Source organism: Variovorax sp. J2P1-31 (genome assembly GCF_030317215.1).
Taxonomy (GTDB): Bacteria; Pseudomonadota; Gammaproteobacteria; order Burkholderiales; family Burkholderiaceae_C; genus Variovorax.
In genome coordinates this window covers 743,147-759,754 of sequence record NZ_JASZYA010000002.1, presented here as the reverse complement: position 1 = coordinate 759,754, position 16,608 = coordinate 743,147, and the positions used below count along the sequence as shown (strand labels likewise).

At 69.3% G+C, this 16,608-nt stretch carries 13 protein-coding genes; 4 read left to right on the top strand and 9 right to left on the bottom strand.

Annotated features, from left to right (window positions below; all coding sequences use genetic code 11):
* Positions 1-104 precede the first annotated feature (104 nt).
* The 3 genes from QTI20_RS14735 (at position 105) to QTI20_RS14725 (ending at position 5,509) form a co-directional block, all read left to right on the top strand.
* Positions 105-1,835, top strand: coding sequence for a CocE/NonD family hydrolase (locus tag QTI20_RS14735; RefSeq protein ID WP_286551924.1), 1,731 nt, complete (start codon positions 105-107; stop codon positions 1,833-1,835).
* A gap of 110 nt (positions 1,836-1,945) precedes the next feature.
* The gene (locus QTI20_RS14730; RefSeq protein WP_286551922.1) at positions 1,946-3,715 is read left to right on the top strand and encodes a CocE/NonD family hydrolase; all 1,770 of its coding nucleotides are present in this window, start codon (positions 1,946-1,948) and stop codon (positions 3,713-3,715) included.
* 63 nt (positions 3,716-3,778) lie between these two features.
* Positions 3,779-5,509, top strand: coding sequence for a CocE/NonD family hydrolase (locus QTI20_RS14725; RefSeq protein ID WP_286551920.1), 1,731 nt, complete (start codon positions 3,779-3,781; stop codon positions 5,507-5,509).
* A gap of 13 nt (positions 5,510-5,522) precedes the next feature.
* On the opposite strand, the gene QTI20_RS14720 is transcribed toward QTI20_RS14725, so the two are convergent.
* Entirely contained in the window at positions 5,523-7,637 is a 2,115-nt protein-coding gene (locus QTI20_RS14720) for an alpha/beta hydrolase domain-containing protein (protein WP_286551919.1), read from the bottom strand.
* 338 nt (positions 7,638-7,975) lie between these two features.
* Between QTI20_RS14720 and QTI20_RS14715 the strand changes: the two genes are divergently transcribed.
* Positions 7,976-8,965: a hypothetical protein gene (locus QTI20_RS14715; RefSeq protein WP_286551915.1), complete on the top strand. Its 990-nt coding sequence runs from the start codon at positions 7,976-7,978 to the stop codon at positions 8,963-8,965.
* 185 nt (positions 8,966-9,150) lie between these two features.
* Here the strand turns inward: QTI20_RS14715 and QTI20_RS14710 are convergent, their stop codons facing one another.
* The 8 genes from QTI20_RS14710 to QTI20_RS14675 all read right to left on the bottom strand — a co-directional run bounded on the left by QTI20_RS14710 (position 9,151) and on the right by QTI20_RS14675 (position 16,335).
* Positions 9,151-10,455 (bottom strand): MSMEG_0569 family flavin-dependent oxidoreductase, encoded by a 1,305-nt coding sequence (locus tag QTI20_RS14710; protein WP_286551913.1) that lies wholly within the window; start codon positions 10,453-10,455, stop codon positions 9,151-9,153.
* A gap of 22 nt (positions 10,456-10,477) precedes the next feature.
* Entirely contained in the window at positions 10,478-10,762 is a 285-nt protein-coding gene (locus QTI20_RS14705; protein WP_286551911.1) for an MSMEG_0570 family nitrogen starvation response protein, read from the bottom strand.
* An 11-nt stretch (positions 10,763-10,773) separates the two neighbouring features.
* Complete coding sequence (locus QTI20_RS14700; protein WP_286551908.1) at positions 10,774-11,982, bottom strand: MSMEG_0565 family glycosyltransferase; 1,209 nt, start codon at positions 11,980-11,982, stop codon at positions 10,774-10,776.
* Complete coding sequence (locus QTI20_RS14695; protein ID WP_503011401.1) at positions 11,975-13,003, bottom strand: sll0787 family AIR synthase-like protein; 1,029 nt, start codon at positions 13,001-13,003, stop codon at positions 11,975-11,977. Before QTI20_RS14695 ends, QTI20_RS14700 begins: the two co-directional genes overlap by 8 nt.
* Positions 13,004-13,028: 25 nt before the next feature.
* Entirely contained in the window at positions 13,029-13,631 is a 603-nt protein-coding gene (locus QTI20_RS14690) for an MSMEG_0567/Sll0786 family nitrogen starvation N-acetyltransferase (RefSeq protein ID WP_286551906.1), read from the bottom strand.
* Positions 13,632-13,634: 3 nt separating this feature from the next.
* Positions 13,635-14,705 (bottom strand): MSMEG_0568 family radical SAM protein, encoded by a 1,071-nt coding sequence (locus tag QTI20_RS14685; RefSeq protein WP_286553420.1) that lies wholly within the window; start codon positions 14,703-14,705, stop codon positions 13,635-13,637.
* On the bottom strand, positions 14,668-15,717 hold the full coding sequence (locus tag QTI20_RS14680) for a Nit6803 family nitrilase (protein WP_286551903.1): 1,050 nt from the start codon (positions 15,715-15,717) through the stop codon (positions 14,668-14,670). Before QTI20_RS14680 ends, QTI20_RS14685 begins: the two co-directional genes overlap by 38 nt.
* A 135-nt stretch (positions 15,718-15,852) precedes the next feature.
* Positions 15,853-16,335, bottom strand: coding sequence for an MSMEG_0572/Sll0783 family nitrogen starvation response protein (locus QTI20_RS14675; RefSeq protein WP_183029256.1), 483 nt, complete (start codon positions 16,333-16,335; stop codon positions 15,853-15,855).
* Between the last annotated feature and the right edge of the window lie 273 nt (positions 16,336-16,608).

The window sequence follows — 16,608 nt, the reverse complement described above, 5'->3', positions numbered from 1 at the left end:
GGCCAGGCGCGCAGAGGGAACGGCAACTGTCAGAAAGCGTAGGCGCCAGAACCTTCGAGGCGCATTGCACAAAACCCGAATAAACGATGTCAGGGAGACACTTCATGCGCATTTCTTCACTGTGGACAGCACTCGGTTTCGGCCTGGCGCTGGCCGCCTCGGCCACGCAGGCCCAGACCGCGGCCGAGCTGTGCCGGCTTCCCACGCCACCCGAGGCCGCCCGTTTCACCGACCCCATGAAGGCGCCGGGCATCGTCTCGCCCATCGACGGCACCTGCTGGCTGCCGGCCGTGACCATCACCAGCTTCGACGGCACCCAGCTCGCGGCCAATCTCTTCCTGCCGCGGCGCACCAGCGCGACGCAGAAGTTCCCGACCGTGCTGATGATCGGCAGCTGGGCCGAGCCCGGCCGGCTCGAGTACCTCGGCCAGCAGCAGAAGCTCGCCCAGGACGGCTATGTGGCGGCGAGCTACAGCGCGCGCGGCTTCGGGTTGTCCGGCGGCCAGGTCCGCGTGGCCGCGCCCGAAGACGTGCGCGACGTGTCGTCGGTGATCGACTGGCTGCTCGCGAATGCGCCCGTGGACGTGAACAACATCGCCAGCAGCGGCATCTCCTACGGCGCCGGCCTGTCCCTGATGGCGCTGGCGCAGGACAAGCGGATCAAGACCGTGGCGGCGCTGTCGGGCTGGGGCTCGCTGATCGACGAGATGTACACCCGCGGCACGCCCAACCTGACTTGGGGCGCGATCCTCAGCCTCAGCGGCAACCTCGTGGGCCGCCCCGCGCCCGAGCTGAACGAGATCACGCTGGCCACGATGAACCCGAACACCCCGGCCGCGAAGGTGGCCGAGCTCAGGGAATGGAGCAAGGTGCGCTCGCCGTCGAGCTACGTGGATGCGATCAATGCGCGCGGTGCGCCGGTGTTCTTCAGCAAGAACTTCCAGGACGACCTGTTCACGCCCAACTCGACGCTGGAGATGTTCGCCCGGCTCACGGTGCCGAAGAAGATCGTCTTCAACCCCGGCGTGCATGCGGGCGCCGAGCTGCTCAGCGCCTTCCTCGGCACCTCCAGCTACCCCTACGACCAGGCCCATCGCTGGTTCGACCGCTGGCTCAAGAACATTCCCAACGGCATCGACACCGAACCCAAGGTCACGATGCAGATCAAGTTCAGCGACCGGCGCGAATCCTTCGCGAACTGGCCCGCGCCCGAGCTCCGCGACCAGACCTACTACCTGGGCCCGCGCGGCCTGCCGCGCTTCGATCCCACCTGCTTCTGCGGCAAGGGTGACAAGGGCTCGATCTCCTCTTCGCCCAACAGCGCCAAGGGCTCGGACCTGATCCAGAACTTCTCCGACACCACCGCCACCAGCGGGCCCCTCCCGATCCTCTCGACCTTCGGCGAGGGCTTGAACATCCCGGTGGTCAATTCGCTGCCCTCGGTGGCATTGGCTTCGGGCATCCGCTTCGAAGCGCCCGCGCTGCAGAGCGCGCAGAAAATCCGCGGCATCGCCAAGCTCAAGCTGCGCGTCACGCCCACGCAGGCGCGCTCGCAGATCTCGGCCTACCTCTACGACGTCGACGCGCTCGGCACCGGCGTGCTCATCACCCACGGTGCGAGCACGCTGCATTGGGCCACGCCGGGCCAGACCATCGATGTGCCGCTCGACTTCGCGGCCACCGCCTACGACGTGCCCGCGGGCCACCACATCGGTGTGGTGTTCGACACCACCGACAGCCTCTACGGATCGCCGGTGAACCCGGGCGAGCGCTTCGGCGTGCGCTTCGAGTTCGGCCCGGAGCAGCAGTCGACGCTGGTGCTGCCGACGCTCTGACGACGACCCTCGTCTTGTCCCGGCAGCCGCTGCCGGTCCCCCATGACTTCGCTTGCCCGGCGCCGTGGCGCCTGGCGGCGAGACCGTCCCTCTTTGCAAGGAGTCCATCCATGCTTTCGTTCCTCCGCAGGCCGCTGCTGGGCATCGCCCTGGCGTTGGCCGCCGCCGCCACCCAGGCCCAGACCGCCTCCGAGCTGTGCCGCCTCCCCACCCCCTCCGAGGCCGCGCGCTTCACCGACCCCGTGCAGTCCCCCGGCATCGTCTCGCCCATCGACGGCACCTGCTGGCTGCCGGCCGTGACCATCACCAGCTTCGACGGCACCAAGCTCGCGGCCAATCTCTTCCTGCCGCGTCGCACCGACGCCACGCAGAAATTTCCCACCGTCCTGATGGTCGCGAGCTGGGCCAACCGGGGCCGGATCGAGTACACGGGCCAGCAACGGCGGCTCGCCAAGGACGGCTATGTGGTGGCGAGCTACAGCACACGTGGCTTCGGCCTCTCGGAGGGCCAGGTCCACGTGGCCGCGCCCGAAGACGTGCGCGACGTGTCGTCGGTGATCGACTGGCTGATCGCCAACGCGCCCGTGGACGTGAACCACATCGGCGCCAGCGGCATCTCCCACGGCGGCGGCATCTCGCTGATCGCGCTGGCGCACGACCGACGCATCAAGACCGTGGCGGCGCTCTCCACCTGGGGCTCGCTGATCGACGAGCTCTACCCGGAAGGCTCGCCCAACGTGACCTGGGGCGCGCTCCTCGCCCTGCTGGGCAACACGGGCGGCCGGCTCGGTCCCGAGGTAAATCCGAACATGCTGGCGATCATGAGCCCGGACACGCCGGCCGCACGCATCGCCGAACTCAGGGAATGGAGCGCGCTGCGCTCGCCGTCGAGCTATGTGGACGCCATCAATGCCCGGGGCGCACCGGTGTTCATCAGCAAGAACTTCCAGGACGACCTGTTCACGCCCAACTCGACGCTGGACATGTTCGCGCGGCTCACCGTGCCGAAGAAGATCATCTTCAATCCCGGCATCCATGCCTCCGCGGAACTGCCGGGCGCGCTGCTGGGCATCGACAACTATCCCTACGACCAGGCCCACCGCTGGTTCGACCGCTGGCTCAAGGGCATCCCCAACGGCATCGATACCGAGCCCAAGGTCACGATGCAGATCAAGTTCAGCGACCAGCGCGAGTCCTTCGACAACTGGCCCGCGCGCAATCTCGGAAACGAAACCTACTACCTGGGCCCGCGCGGAACGCCGCGCTTCGACCCTTCGTGCCTGTGCGGCAAGGGCGACAAGGGCTCGATCTCCTCGTCGCCCAACAGCGCCAAGGGCTCCGACCTGATCCAGAACTTCGCCGATACCACGGCCACCAGCGGACCGATTCCCATCCTGTCCACACTGGGCGAAACCCTGAACCTTCCGGTGATCAACGCGCTGCCCTCGGTGGCGCTGGCCACCGGCATCCGCTTCGAAGGCCCCGCGCTGCAGCAGGTCCAGAAGATCCGGGGCATTCCCAAGCTGCGCCTGCGCGTCACGCCAACGCAGGCACGCGCCCAGCTGGTGGCCTACCTGTACGACGTCGATGCGATCGGCACCGGTGTGCTGATCTCCCACGGCACGGCCAGCGTGCATTGGGCCACGCCAGGCCAGGCCATCGACCTGCCGATCGAGTTTTCCGGTACCGCCTACGACGTGCCTGCAGGCCACCACATCGGTGTGGTGCTGGACACCATGGACAGCCTGTACGCACCGCCCGTCAAGCCCGGCGAGCGTTTCGGCGTGCGCTTCGAGTTCGGTCCGGAGAGCCAATCGACGCTGCAACTCCCCACCCCCGGCCTCCCCTTCTATCCGCCCTCCTGGGGTCCGACGCCCTGAATGCGCGGGCCCGACGCGCCAGGGTCGGGCCTTTCACACCGATTCCCGCCAGAAAGAAACCCCATGACGCTGTCCCTGCGTGGACCCCTGTTCGGCTTCGCCTTCGCGCTGGCCGCCACCACCACCCTGGCCCAGACCGCCTCCGAGCTGTGCCGGCTTCCCACGCCACCGGAGGTCGCCCGTTTCACCGACCCCGTGCAATCCCCCGGCATCGTCTCGCCCATCGACGGCACCTGCTGGCTGCCGGCCGTGACCATCACCAGCTTCGACGGCACCAAGCTCGCGGCCAATCTCTTCCTGCCGCGGCGCACCCGCGCCACGCAGAAGTTCCCGACCGTCCTGATGATCGGCAGCTTCGGCGCCCCCGGCCGCATCGAGTACGTCGGCCAGCAGCAACGGCTGGCCAAGGACGGCTACGTCGTGGCCAGCTACACGGCACGCGGCTTCTATCTTTCCGAAGGCGTGATCGGCGGCGCGGGACCGCAGGATGTGCGCGACGTTTCTTCGGTGATCGACTGGCTGCTGGCCAACGCCCCGGTGGATGTCGACAACATCGCTGCGAGCGGCATCTCCTACGGCGCGGGCCTGTCCATGCTCGCGATGGCACGCGACCCGCGCATCAAGACCGCTGCCGCGCTGTCGGGCTGGGGCTCGATGGCCGACGAGCTCTACCCGCGCGGCACCTACAACCTGACCTGGGGCAGCCTGCTCACCCTGGGCGGCAAGGTGACGGGGCGGCTCTCGCCCGAATGGCAGCAGAACACGCTGGCCTTGATGAACCCCGACACGCCGCAGTCGAAGATCGACGAGATCCTCGAAGGCTTCAAGCCGAGCTCGCCCTCGAGCCATGTGGACGCGCTCAATGCGCGCAACGCACCGGTCTTCATCAGCCACAACTTCCAGGACGACCTGTTCACGCCCAACTCGACGCTGGCGATGTTCGCCGCCCTCACGGGGCCGAAGAAGATGGTGCTCAACCCCGGCGTCCATGCGAGCGCGGAAGGGGCCGGGGCGGTGCTCGGTGCCGACAACTATCCCTACGACCAGGCCCACCGCTGGTTCGACCGCTGGCTCAAGGGCATTGCCAACGGCATCGACACCGAGCCCCAGGTCACGATGCAGATCAAGTTCAGCGGGCAGCGCGAATCCTTCGCCACCTGGCCCGCGCCCGAACTCCGCGACCAGACCTACTACCTGGGCCCACGCGGCCTGCCGCGCTTCGACCCCACCTGCCTCTGCGGCAAGGGCGACAAGGGTTCGATCTCCTCGTCGCCCAACGGCACGCCAGGCTCCGACCTGATCCAGAACTTCTCCGACACCACCGCCACCAGCGGGCCCCTCCCCATCCTCTCGACCTTCGGCGAGAGCGTGAACGTGCCGGTGGTCAATTCACTGCCCTCGGTGGCGCTGGCTTCGGGCATCCGTTTCGAAGCGCCCGCGCTGCAGAGCGCGCAGAAGATCCGCGGCATCGCCAGGCTCAAGCTGCGTGTCACGCCCACGCAGGCCCGAGCGCAAGTTGCGGCCTACCTCTACGACGTGGACGCGGTCGGCACCGGCGTGCTGATCACCCATGGCGCCAGCACGCTGCACTGGGCGACGCCGGGCCGGACCCTCGACCTGCCGCTCGACTTCGCGGCCACCGCCTACGACGTGCCCGCCGGCCATCACATCGGCGTGGTGATCGACACCGCCGACAGCCTCTACGCGTCGCCGGTGCACCCGGGTGAGCGCTTCGGGCTGCGCTTCGAGTTCGATCCGGCGCGGCAGGCGACGCTGGTGCTGCCGACGCGCTGACACGCTTGGGCCCTCAGGGCAGCACCGGATTCGCCCTCGCGGCCGCCACCGCCGCGTCCGCATCGGCGCGCAGCAGGAAGCGTTGCGCCACCAGCCGATCGGCGGCCTGCTGGACCGCCGCCACGTAGCCGGCCTGGTCTCCATAGCGCTCGGCGATCGACAGGCGCGGGTCGTTGGCGGCCAGCCGCTCGGCGCGAGTCTTGGCGAAGGGGAACATCGATCCCACCAGCCCCGCCTGGTCGATCCGCCCGGGCCGGCTGGTGGTGTTCCATCCGGTCTGGGTCGCGAGGGGCACGGCGATGTCCAGGCTGCGGATGCCCGCGATGTCGTTGCCGTCCGCATCCACCTGCGGCACGAGGATCGCGTAGTCGCGGTTCAGCGCGATCGGCGGCACCGTGGCGGCGATCCCGCTCTCGTCCCGGGCCTTGAACTTCGGGCCCCAGTCGAGCAAGGGATAGGTGTTGACCAGGCCGGTGTACGTCACGCCGGGAATGTTCGGGAACGCCACCCGCTCGGGGCGCACCAAGGTGGCGTCCGCGATCTTCGGCACCACGCTGTCGGGCGGTGTCACGCCCTTGAGCACCCATTCCTCGAGGTTCTGGTAGAGCGCGCGCACCACCGGGATCACCGCAGTGTTGCCATTGGTGCGGTAGCGGCCGTTGGAGTCGGGCCCCAGGATGGCGGCCGCATCGGGCCCCGTCATCGAGGGGAAGCCGAGCAGGTGGTGCGAGCTCGCATAGAAGTAGATGCGGGCGTTGTCGGGTTGCACCAGGTCGCGCGTGCCCCAGGCATCGGTCAGCAGGGGCGAGCCCTGCAGGGTCCAGAACTCGGTGCCGCTGAAGCCGATGAACAGTTTGGGACAGGTGCCGTTCGCTTCGCAGCGCGTGAGGATCCCGCCCTGGCGCTGCGCCACGTCGTCCACATAGTCCTTCGCGAGGCCGCGCGTGGCCGCCTGGCCGAAGGCCGTGTGGTCGATGCGCACGCCGCCCCCGCCGCCGGGGATCGCGAAACGCATGTTGACGTTGTTCTGCCGCGCCGCGATCTGCGCGAACACGCCGTCGAAGACCTTGCCGCCCGCCCGGTCCTCGTTGAAGCCCAGGTGCACGAAGGTCTTCATGAAGTTGCCGCATTGCGAGACCCCCGAGGCGATGGTGTGGCGGATCGCGGCTGCCACCGGGTTGGCCGTGCCGGCCGCATCGCGCGCGTCGCGATGGAAGAAGGTGACGATGTCACGCAGCGCCGCGAGGCCCAGGCCCATCACCTTCGGGTCCTTGGCGACATAGACCAGCTCGTAGATGTAGTCCGGGTCCCAGCCGCCCTTGAGGCACACGCTGGTCTCGTCGGGCGTGCCGGGGAAGGGCTGGGCCGCGCTGCAGCGGGCGAACTTCCAGTCGGCGGCGGCGATCGGCTGGCGCGGATCGCTCTCGTTGATGCGCCGCGTCAGCGCATAGCCCGGCTGCGTGTTGTCCAGGCTCGCGGGCGCATAGGCCTGCATGGCGGCATTGGCCGCGCTGGCGGGCAGCGTCAGCGAGTTCGGCGTCGCGACGCCGGTCGTGAGTTCGGCGCGGTAGGCACCGGTGATCGTGCTGCCGTCGGCGTTCTTCGCGACCGGCACCTTCAGCGTGAGCTTGCCGGGGCCGGCCGGCACATCGCCCTGCCAGGCGGCCGTGAGGAACACATAGCCGCGCGAGGCGAAATAGGGATCGAGCGCCACCATGTTGCCGCGGTTGGGAGCGTCGTAGCGCAGCACGCCGTTGGCCTTCGCCATGTCCTTGGGCTTGAAGAGCACGAAGTCCGAGCTGTACTCGACCATGCCGTTGGCGTTGCGCGGCGCGAGCGTCAGGTCCTGGATGATGGCGTTGCGCGTGTCGGCGGGATCGACTTCGCCGGTGAAGGTGCCCGTGACCTTCTCGTAGGCGCCGACGCTGCCGAAGCTGCCGGGCACGTCCTCGGTGCTCGCAATGGCCAGCCGCGATTGCGGTGCCTTGGCCACCACCGGTGGCGGGACCGTCGGCGTGTTGTCGGACGGCTGCGGCGCGCGGCCACCCCCACCACTCCCCCCGCATGCGCTCAGCAAAAGGGCGGCCGAAGCCACCGTGGCAGCCCCGAGGCTCCAACGTGTTCTCATGGTTTGTCTCCTGTTTGGATGTCTGCGGCAACCCCGTGCCCTTCGGCTTGCGTGGGTTGCACGGGCGCACTTTAAGTTTGGCGTTCTGATCCGTGAAATCGAAAGATCGAATCAATCCATCGAGAAAACAGATCACTGGAAGCGGCCTGGATCGCGTTGCGGGAGCCATGCCCGTGCGCCGATCGGATCGGCGCATGCCGCCTGCCGCCGACCGTCGCAGCCGCGCGAATGCTGAACCCCCGACGGGCGCGCGGCCTACCGCGTCTCAGGCCGGGGGATGACCGGTGCGTCGGCAGCCGAGCGCGAGATTGCGTTCCTCCAACAAATGAGGATCTGCAATGGCCACCTACTCCGAACCACCCCTCACATCAGCCCGGCTTCAGGACGCAGCGTCCATCGAAGGCCCGCGTCAAGGCAGTGGCGTCTCCTGGGGCGCGATCTTCGCGGGCGCGGCAGGGGCGGCGTCGCTGTCCCTGGTGCTTCTTCTGCTGGGCACCGGCCTGGGCTTTTCGTCCGTCAGCCCCTGGACGAACCAGGGCGCCAGCGCGGCGTCCATCGGCATCGCCGCCATCCTGTGGCTCAGCTTCACGCAGATCGCCGCCTCGGGCATGGGCGGCTACCTGGCGGGTCGGCTGCGGACCAAGTGGGCCGGCATCCACACCGACGAGGTCTATTTCCGCGACACGGCCCACGGCTTCCTGGCCTGGTCCGTGGCGACCCTGCTGACCGCCGCCCTGCTGACCTCGGTCGTCGGTTCGATCATCGGTGCCGGCGCACAGGCCGGCGCGACGGTCGTGGGCGGCGTGGCCTCGGCCGCGACGGTGGCGGGTGCCGGTGCTGCCGGTGCGGCCGCCAGCAATGCGTCGGACGCCGACAGCAGCGGACCGATGGGCTACTTCATCGATTCGCTGTTCCGCAAGGATCCGTCCGCCAACGCAGCGCCCGCTGCGGACGCCAGCGCGGCCGCCGCACCGATGGCACCCGCCATGCCCGAGCGCGGGACGCGTGAGGCAGGCGCCGAGGTCAGCCGGATCTTCCTCAACAGCATCCGCACCGGCGCCCTGCCGCCCGAGGATGCCAAGTACGTGGGCCAGGTCGTGGCGCAACGCACGGGCCTGAGCCAGCAGGACGCGGAGAAGCGCGTGAACGACACCTATGCGAAGGCGCAGTCCACGCTCAACGAAGCGAAGACCAAGGCCAAGGAAGCCGCGGACACCGCGCGCAAGACCTCTGCCTACGGTGCCCTGTGGCTGGTCGTCTCGCTGCTGCTCGGCGCCTTCGTTGCCAGCTTCGCCGCGACCTACGGCGGCCGCCGCCGCGACTTCTGAACCTCCTCACCACGAAAGGACTCCACCATGCGCTCACTTCTCCTGCTGTTCCTTGGCGTGCCGATCCCGATCATCATCCTGATCGCGCTGTTCTTCCGTTGAGCCCCAGGCCGGGTCCGCGATGGATCCGGCCGACCGATCTGCGTGATGCGGAGCGAGGGTGAAAAGACACCCTCGGCGTGCGCTCAGAGCAGCTGAGGCACCGCGGCTGCAGCCCCCTCGAGCGTCGGGGCCGCGCCTTCGATCCGGCCCGCGATCCGCGCCGCCAGGTAGTCCGCATCGCGCGCCACCCCCGAGAAACGACCCGAGCCCCAGGTGTGCAGCCAGGGCAGGCCCAGGAAGTAGAGGCCGGGCTGCCCGGTCACGCCACGCAGGTGCACCGGCTCGCCGCGCCCGTTGAACACCGGCGCATCGACCCAGGCGAAATCCGGCAGGAAGCCGATGCACCACAGCACGCTGGTGATGCCGGCTTCGCGCAGGTTCAGGCGCGTTCGCTCCTGCGCGGGTTCCCACACCGGCACATAGGGCTCGCCCGGCGGCGCATCGATACCGCGGCTGGCGATGAAGCGGTCGATCGAGGCGTTGATGCCGTTGAAGATGGCGTCCGCGTGGTCGAGGTTCTCGCGCAGGTTGGGCTGGAATTCGAGCACCTCGCCCTCCAGCCCCGTGAGCAGGCCGAACAGCTCCATGCCCTGCGCGGCGAAGCGCCGCAGGTCGATGTCGCGCCCGCCGTCGCGGCCCGTGACGTAATGGTTGGTGTTGTCGCGCACGCCCTCGCGCAAGGGGTGCTGCGTGACGGGCATGTCGTAGTAGTCCATGTCGGCCAGCCAGTCCACCACGTCCTTGCCGCGGTAGAAGCGCGCGCAGCGCGGCGCGTTGCCGGTCGCGAGGTAGACCTGCCGGCCCGCCAGGTGCAGGTCTTCCGCGATCTGCGCGCCCGACTGGCCACAGCCCACCACCAGCACGCCGCCCTCGGGCAACTGCGCGGGGTTGCGGTACTGCGCCGAGTGGTACTGCACGATCGACGAAGGCAGCTTCTCGGCCATGCGCGGCACCACGGGCTTGTGGTAGCCGCCCGAGGCCACCACCACCTGGTCGGCGGTGAAGCGGCCCGCGCTGGTGTCGACGGTGTAGCGCACGGCCTCGCCCGAAGCCGCGACAGGCGAGACCTTCTCGACCGTCACGCCCTCGAGCGCCGGCGCCTGCACCTGCTCGACGAAGCCCGCGAGCCAGGCGTTGATCTCGTCCTTCACCATGAAGCCGTGCGGATCGCTGCCGGTGTACGACCAGCCCGGCAGGTTGCACTGCCAGTTGGGCGTGACCAGGCAGAAGGAATCCCAGCGCTGGGTTCGCCAGGAATGCACCAGCGTGCGCTTCTCGATCACGAGATGGTCGATGCCGCGCTGCTGCAGGCCGTGGCTCAGCGACAGGCCGGCCTGGCCGCCGCCGACGATGACGACGCTGTAGTGGGTGGTCTTGGGTGGGGTCATGATGGAAGTCCTTTGGAAGCGGTCAGTCGAAGCCGAGCACGGTGACCCGCGCATCGGGCCGGTCGGCGAAGCGGGCGGCGATGTGCTCGAACTCGCCGAGCTGGTCCATCGCCTGCGAACAGGCGAAGCCGAACTTGGCGCGCACCCGCTCCGACGCGATGCCCAGCGCCTCGCGCGTGCGGCCCAGGAAGTCGGGCAGCTCATAGGCCTGGCCGGGCGTGAGGAAGTCCTGCACGACCAGCGAGGGCGAGTAGCAACGGGTCTCGCTCTGGTCGGGCCAGCGGACGTGGAAATGCATGACGGGCATGGGAGGGGTCCTCAACAGGGGATGGATCGCGCAGCGGCCGCGGCGCTGCCGTGCAGGCCCTCGCGGTAGAGCTGCACATGGCGGGCCGCGCTCGCGGCCCAGCTGAAGGTGGCGCCCAGGCGCGCGGCGCTTGCCGCCATCGCCGCGGTCCGTGCAGGCGAGCGTGACGTGAGCGCGGCCTGCAGCGCCTCTGCGATCGAGGCCGAATGCAGCGGGTCGGCCCACTGCGCATCGGCCTCGCCCAGGTACTCGGTGAAGGGCGCGATGCGCGAGACGACGATCGGCACGCCGCTGGCCAGCGCCTCCAGCGTGACCAGGCCGAAGCCCTCGTTGAGCGAAGGCATCGCGACCACGTCGGCCAGCCGGTAGAGCGACGGGATGTCTTCGTCGGGCAGCGCGCCGGTGCGCACGATGGCTGCACCCGGGCCGATGGCCAGGCCACTGGCCTGCGCCAGGGCTGCGAACTCGCGTGCATACGCTGCATGGTCGAGCAGGCTCGCGCCACCCGCGATCACGAGCTGCGCCTCCGGCCAGCGGGCGCGCAACAGCACGAAGGCCTGCAGCAGCCGCACCGTGTTCTTGCGTGCCTCGACACCGCCCAGCGCCAGCACCACGGGCGCGCCGGTGCGCACGCCCAGGCGCTGCGCGAGCGCCGCGTCGGTGGCTTGCCGCAGCGGACTGAAGCGACCGTGCTGAAGACCGTTGCGAACTTCGCAAGCGCCCACGCCATGGTCTTCGGCCAGCACGCGCTGCCAGAGCCGGCTCACGCAGAACACCTGCCGCGCGGCCTGGAAGCCGCGCGACTGCCAGCGCATGAGCTGCATATCGTCGAAGACCTCGAGGTGGTGCACCGTGCGCACGAAGCCCTCGATGCGCCCCGCGTCCACCAGGTTGGCGAGCGCATTGCCGCCGATCGGGTCGTGCGTGTGCAGCACGTCGAAACGCGCGGTCTCGAGCAGTGCGCCGATGGACGCGGTGAAGGCCTCGATGCGCGACCCCACCATCGCCACCATGTCGCGCGGCGCAGCGTCGACCGGGATCAGCCGCGTGGCGCAGCGCACCGGCCGGAAAAAGCGCTGGCCCGGCGATGCGGGCGCCATCACCGTCACTTCGTGGCCCGCGTCGTGCAACGCATGCGCGAGCTCCAGCGTGTGGACCACGCCGCCCCGCGGGTTGACCGAATGGGTGAGCAGGCCGATCTGGAGCGGTGCGTCACGCATGGCGGGCCTCGCCGATGAAGGCATCGGTGTTCAGGTCCCACAGCAGCTGACGCGCGTCGCCCTGCTTCAGCATCAGCGTACGGCTGTCGTCGACCTCGCCCACCACCTGGCAGGCGATGTCGCGCGCCGCGAAGCGCGTGAGCACCTCGCCCAGCGCCTCGGGCCGCACGCTGAGGACGAAGCCGAAGCTCGGGAAGGAGGTGAGCCAGCGCAGCAGCGGCACGCCCGCGGGCCGCGGGATGGCGTCGAGGTCGAGGGTCGCGCCCACCTTCGAACATTCGAGCAGCATCAGCGTGGTGCCGATGGCGCCGGCCATGCTGATGTCCTTGGCGGCATCGCACAGGCCGGCCTCGGCCAAGGCGGGCAGCAGCCCGAGGTCGGCGCGCAGGCGCGCACCGGGCGCGGTGGTCGAGGCGTTCCAGTAGGGAAAGGGCTCCTGGTAGGCGCCGCGCAGGTCGATGGCCATCAGCAGCAGGTCGCCCGGCCGCGCGCTGAAGCTGGTCAGCAGCTTCTTCGCATGGCCGAGGATCGCGACCGCGAGCTGCGGCCGCACGCTGCGGTTGTTGCTGTGGCCGCCGACGATCGGCACGCCGTATTTCGACGAGGCCTCGGCCATGCCCTGGAGCATCCGGTCGGCCGGCTGCATGCCGGTGCTCCAGAGCGCGTCGACCACGGCCGTCGGCCGGCCGCCCATCGCATAGATGTCGCTCACGTTGACCATCACGCCCGCGTAGCCCGCGAACCAGGGCATGCGCTCGATGAAGTCCTCGACCAGGCCCTCGATGGCGAACAGCAGGTAGCCGCCATGGCCATCGGGGATGGCCGCGCAGTCGTCGCCGACCGGCACGGCCTGCGCCAGGTCGGCCCCGCCGCCGGGCAGGGCCTGGCCCAGCGCGGTCACGATGTCGCTGATGTCGCGCTTGTGGGCGAAGCCGCGGCTGTCGCGCAGGGCGATGACGATCTCGTGCAGCGCCTCGGTATGGCCCCTTCTCCCTTTGGGAGAGGGTCGGGGTGAAGGCACCGGGCCTTCGGTGTGCGAAGCAAGCTCATCCACGGCGGCAGCCCTCGCCCCGCCCGCTCGCGGCGGGAGAGGGAAAAGAAGCACGCGCCCGCGACACGAAGCCGCTCAGCGGGTCGTGGCACGGCGGGTAGTGCGCAAAGTCCGGTTGCATCGCCACGTGCGGCCGCCCATGGATCGCGAGCGTGCCGGTCGTGCGCCAGTGCAGCTTGTGGAACAGCGCCTCGTTCTGCGCCTGCACATGGGCCATGAAGCCGTGAGCGCCCTGCGCATGCGCGCGCGTGACGGCCAGCCGGATCAGCGTCGCGCCCAGGTGGCCCTGGCTGCGGAAGGCGGCATGCACCGCGAGGCGCGAGCCCCACCACAGCCCGGGCGCCTCCTCATGGATGCGCACCGTGCCCACGACCTGGTCGGGCATGCCGCCGATGCAGGACATCGCGACCAGCAGCTGCGCGCGGTCGTCGACGGCATCGCGGTCGTCGCCGACGAAGATCCCCTGCTCGATGCAGAACACCGCGCGCCGCAGCGCATGGGCCTCGTCGCGCTCCCAGGGCTGCGCGGCCTCGCGCACCAGGAACTCGACGGGCGCGTAGTGCCCCACGGGCTCGATCACATCGTCGATGGAACACATGGCTCAACCCTCGTAGACGGACAGCGACGAACACGCCCCGCACTTGCCGCACCCCGCCTTGATGTCGCCCGAGCGCAGCCCGGCCGCGGCCACGCGCTGGCCCAGCGGTTGCAGGATCGACTGCATGAAGGCGGGCGTCGGCGCGGGATGGTCTTCCAGCGGCGTGCCGCCGATCGGCACGAAGGGCACGACGAAGGGGTACACGCCCAGCGCCAGCAGCGCATCGCAGATCTCGAGGATGGCCTCGCGCGTGTCGCCCAGCCCGGCCAGGATGTAGGTGCTGACCTGGCCGCGGCCGAACACGCCGACGGCCGCCTCGAAGGCGCTCATGTAGCGCGCGATCGGCACGCTGGCCTTGCCCGGCATGATCCTCTCGCGCACGGCGGGCGTGACCACCTCGAGGTGCATGCCCAGCGTGTCGATGCCGGCCGCCTTCATGCGGGCGAACCAGCGGTCGTCGTCGGGCGGCTCGCACTGGCCCTGGATCGGCAGATCGACCGCGGCCTTGATCGCGAACGCGCTCTCGCAGAGGATCTGCGCGCCGCGGTCGGTGGCGTTGGGCGTGCCGGTGGTCAGCACCATGTGCTTGACGCCGTCGAGCAGCACCGCCGCACGCGCCACCTCGGCCAGCTGCTCGGGCGTCTTGCGCGCGATGGTGCGGCCGGCCGCGAGCGACTGGCCGATCGCGCAGAACTTGCAGGTCTTCCTGCGGCTCTCGTAGCGGATGCAGGTCTGCAGCACCGTGGTGGCCAGCACGTCGCTGCCGTGCAACGTGGCGATCTGCGAATAGGGCACGCCATCGAAGGTCTGCATGCCGTAGAAGCGCGGCTGCCTGGGAAAGCTGATGCGCGCGATGGGGATCGTGCCGTGCGTGAGCATGCTCTGCCCCGTCGCATCGGGCGCCTGCGCGGTGAAGGGCGAGTGCCACGCGGTGGACGTGTGCACCGGCACCATGATCGTGTGGCCGTCGACGACCACGGCCTTGTGGTCCGACGGGCCCGCGCCGCCACGGCGGCTGGCCGCGCCGGCCGAAGGGTCAGCCAGCCGCAACCCGAAGGACTGCAACTCGGTCATCAACTGCCGGCTGGAGGGAGAGGCTGTCGTGGTCATGGGGATTGATTCCGTTGGAAGGGAGCGAAGGAGAAGCAGGTGCGCCCGCGGGCATCGCGAAGGTGGTGGCAGCGGGTCGTTCGTTGATGGCCAGGCTCAGCAGTTCGGGCCGCGCGTAGTGGCCCACCGAATCCATCATTCGCTTGCGCTTGCTGATCAGCGCCATGTCGAGGTCGGCGACGACCATGCCCTCGCCTTCGGTCAGCGGCGCCGCGAGGTGCTTGCCCTCGGGCGAGACGATGGCCGTGTGGCAGCCGCCGCGCAGCGCCTTCTGCAGGCCCGCATCGGGCGTGATGGCCTGGATCTGCGCCTCGCCGAGCCAGCCCGTCGCGTTGACGACGAAGCAGCCCGACTCGAGCGCGTGGTGGCGGATGGCGACCTCCATCTGCTCTGCGAAGATCGGCCCGACCAGCGAACCGGGGAACTGCGCGCAGTGGATCTCCTCGTGCTGCGCCATCAGCGCATAGCGCGCGAGCGGGTTGTAGTGCTCCCAGCAGGCCAGCGCACCCACGCGGCCGACGGCGGTGTCGACCACCTTGAGCCCGGCCGCATCGCCCTGCCCCCAGACCATGCGCTCGTGGTAGGTCGGCGTGATCTTGCGGCGCTTGAGCCGCAGGCTGCCATCGGCATCGAACACCAGTTGCGTGTTGTAGAGGCTGCCATGGTCGCGCTCGTTCACGCCCAGCACCACCACCATGCCGTGGGCACGCGCGCGCTCGGCCACCGCCAGCGTGACCGGGCCCGGCACCACCACCGCGCGCTCCATCAACCGCAGATGCGCCGCCCCCTGCAGCACCGGCGGCTGCACGAAGGAGAAGTAGGGGTAGTAGGGCACGAAGGTCTCGGGGAAGACCACCAGCTGCACGCCCTGGGCGCCGGCCTCGTCGATCGCCGCGCACACCCGGTTCAGGGTGCCGTCGACGTTCTCGAAGTCGGGCGCGATCTGGACGGCCGCGGCACGAATGATTCGGGCCATTTCAGCGACTCCCCCGCAGCGTCCGCTCTTCGCGGGAGACGCCGCGGAACCGGCTTTGCCGGGCCGCTGGTGTCGCCCCCGGCGAGGGGGTTGGCGAAGCGACACGAAGTGCGCGAAGACTGGGGGTGGACATGGTCAGAGCGTCCAGGTGTCGAGGATCACCGCGCCGGCCTTCTTGTGCAGCAGCACGATGTCCAGCACGTCGAGCGGGTTGATCGGCACGATGCCCGGAATCAACGCGCCTTCGCCGTGGCCGTACAGCGCCTGCAGCGCGAAGCGGCAGGCGTAGACCTTGCCGCCCTCCTCCATGAACTTGACGATCTGCTTGTTGAAGTTCTGGTGGCCGGGGAAGGCCTCGTCGCCGAGCGTGGGGAAGCCGCGCTGCACGCCCAGCGTGACGCCCGGGCCGTAGAGCAGCACCGAGGTCTCGTAGCCCTTGCGCTTGAGGCGCGTGGCCTGCAGCAGGTTGACGAAACCGATCGAGCCTTCGAAGGCCACGGTGTGGAAGGTGACCAGCGCCTTCTCGCCGGGGTCGGCCTTCACGTCCTCGAAGACTTTCTGTTCGTAGTCGACCAGGTGTTCGCCGGTGACGTTGGGGGCTTTGGTGACTTGGGGCATGCGGGACTCCGTGGAGGGATGGATGAAAGAAAAAGGGCTTGCGCGCCCTTCTCTTTCGCATGCGGTGTGCCACCTCGGCCGCGGTGGCGTGCGATCAATGCGCGATCAATCAGCAGGCGTGCGCCATGCGGCCCCGAAAAAAATTTCGCGCCGCATGTCGCGGGCGGCCTCGGGCCCATCGCAGCCCGCCGCGCCGCACCCGATTGATGCGTTTCCATGCAATCAATGCACCCGATCATGGGATGCCGATGCACACGATCCATGCATTCCCGC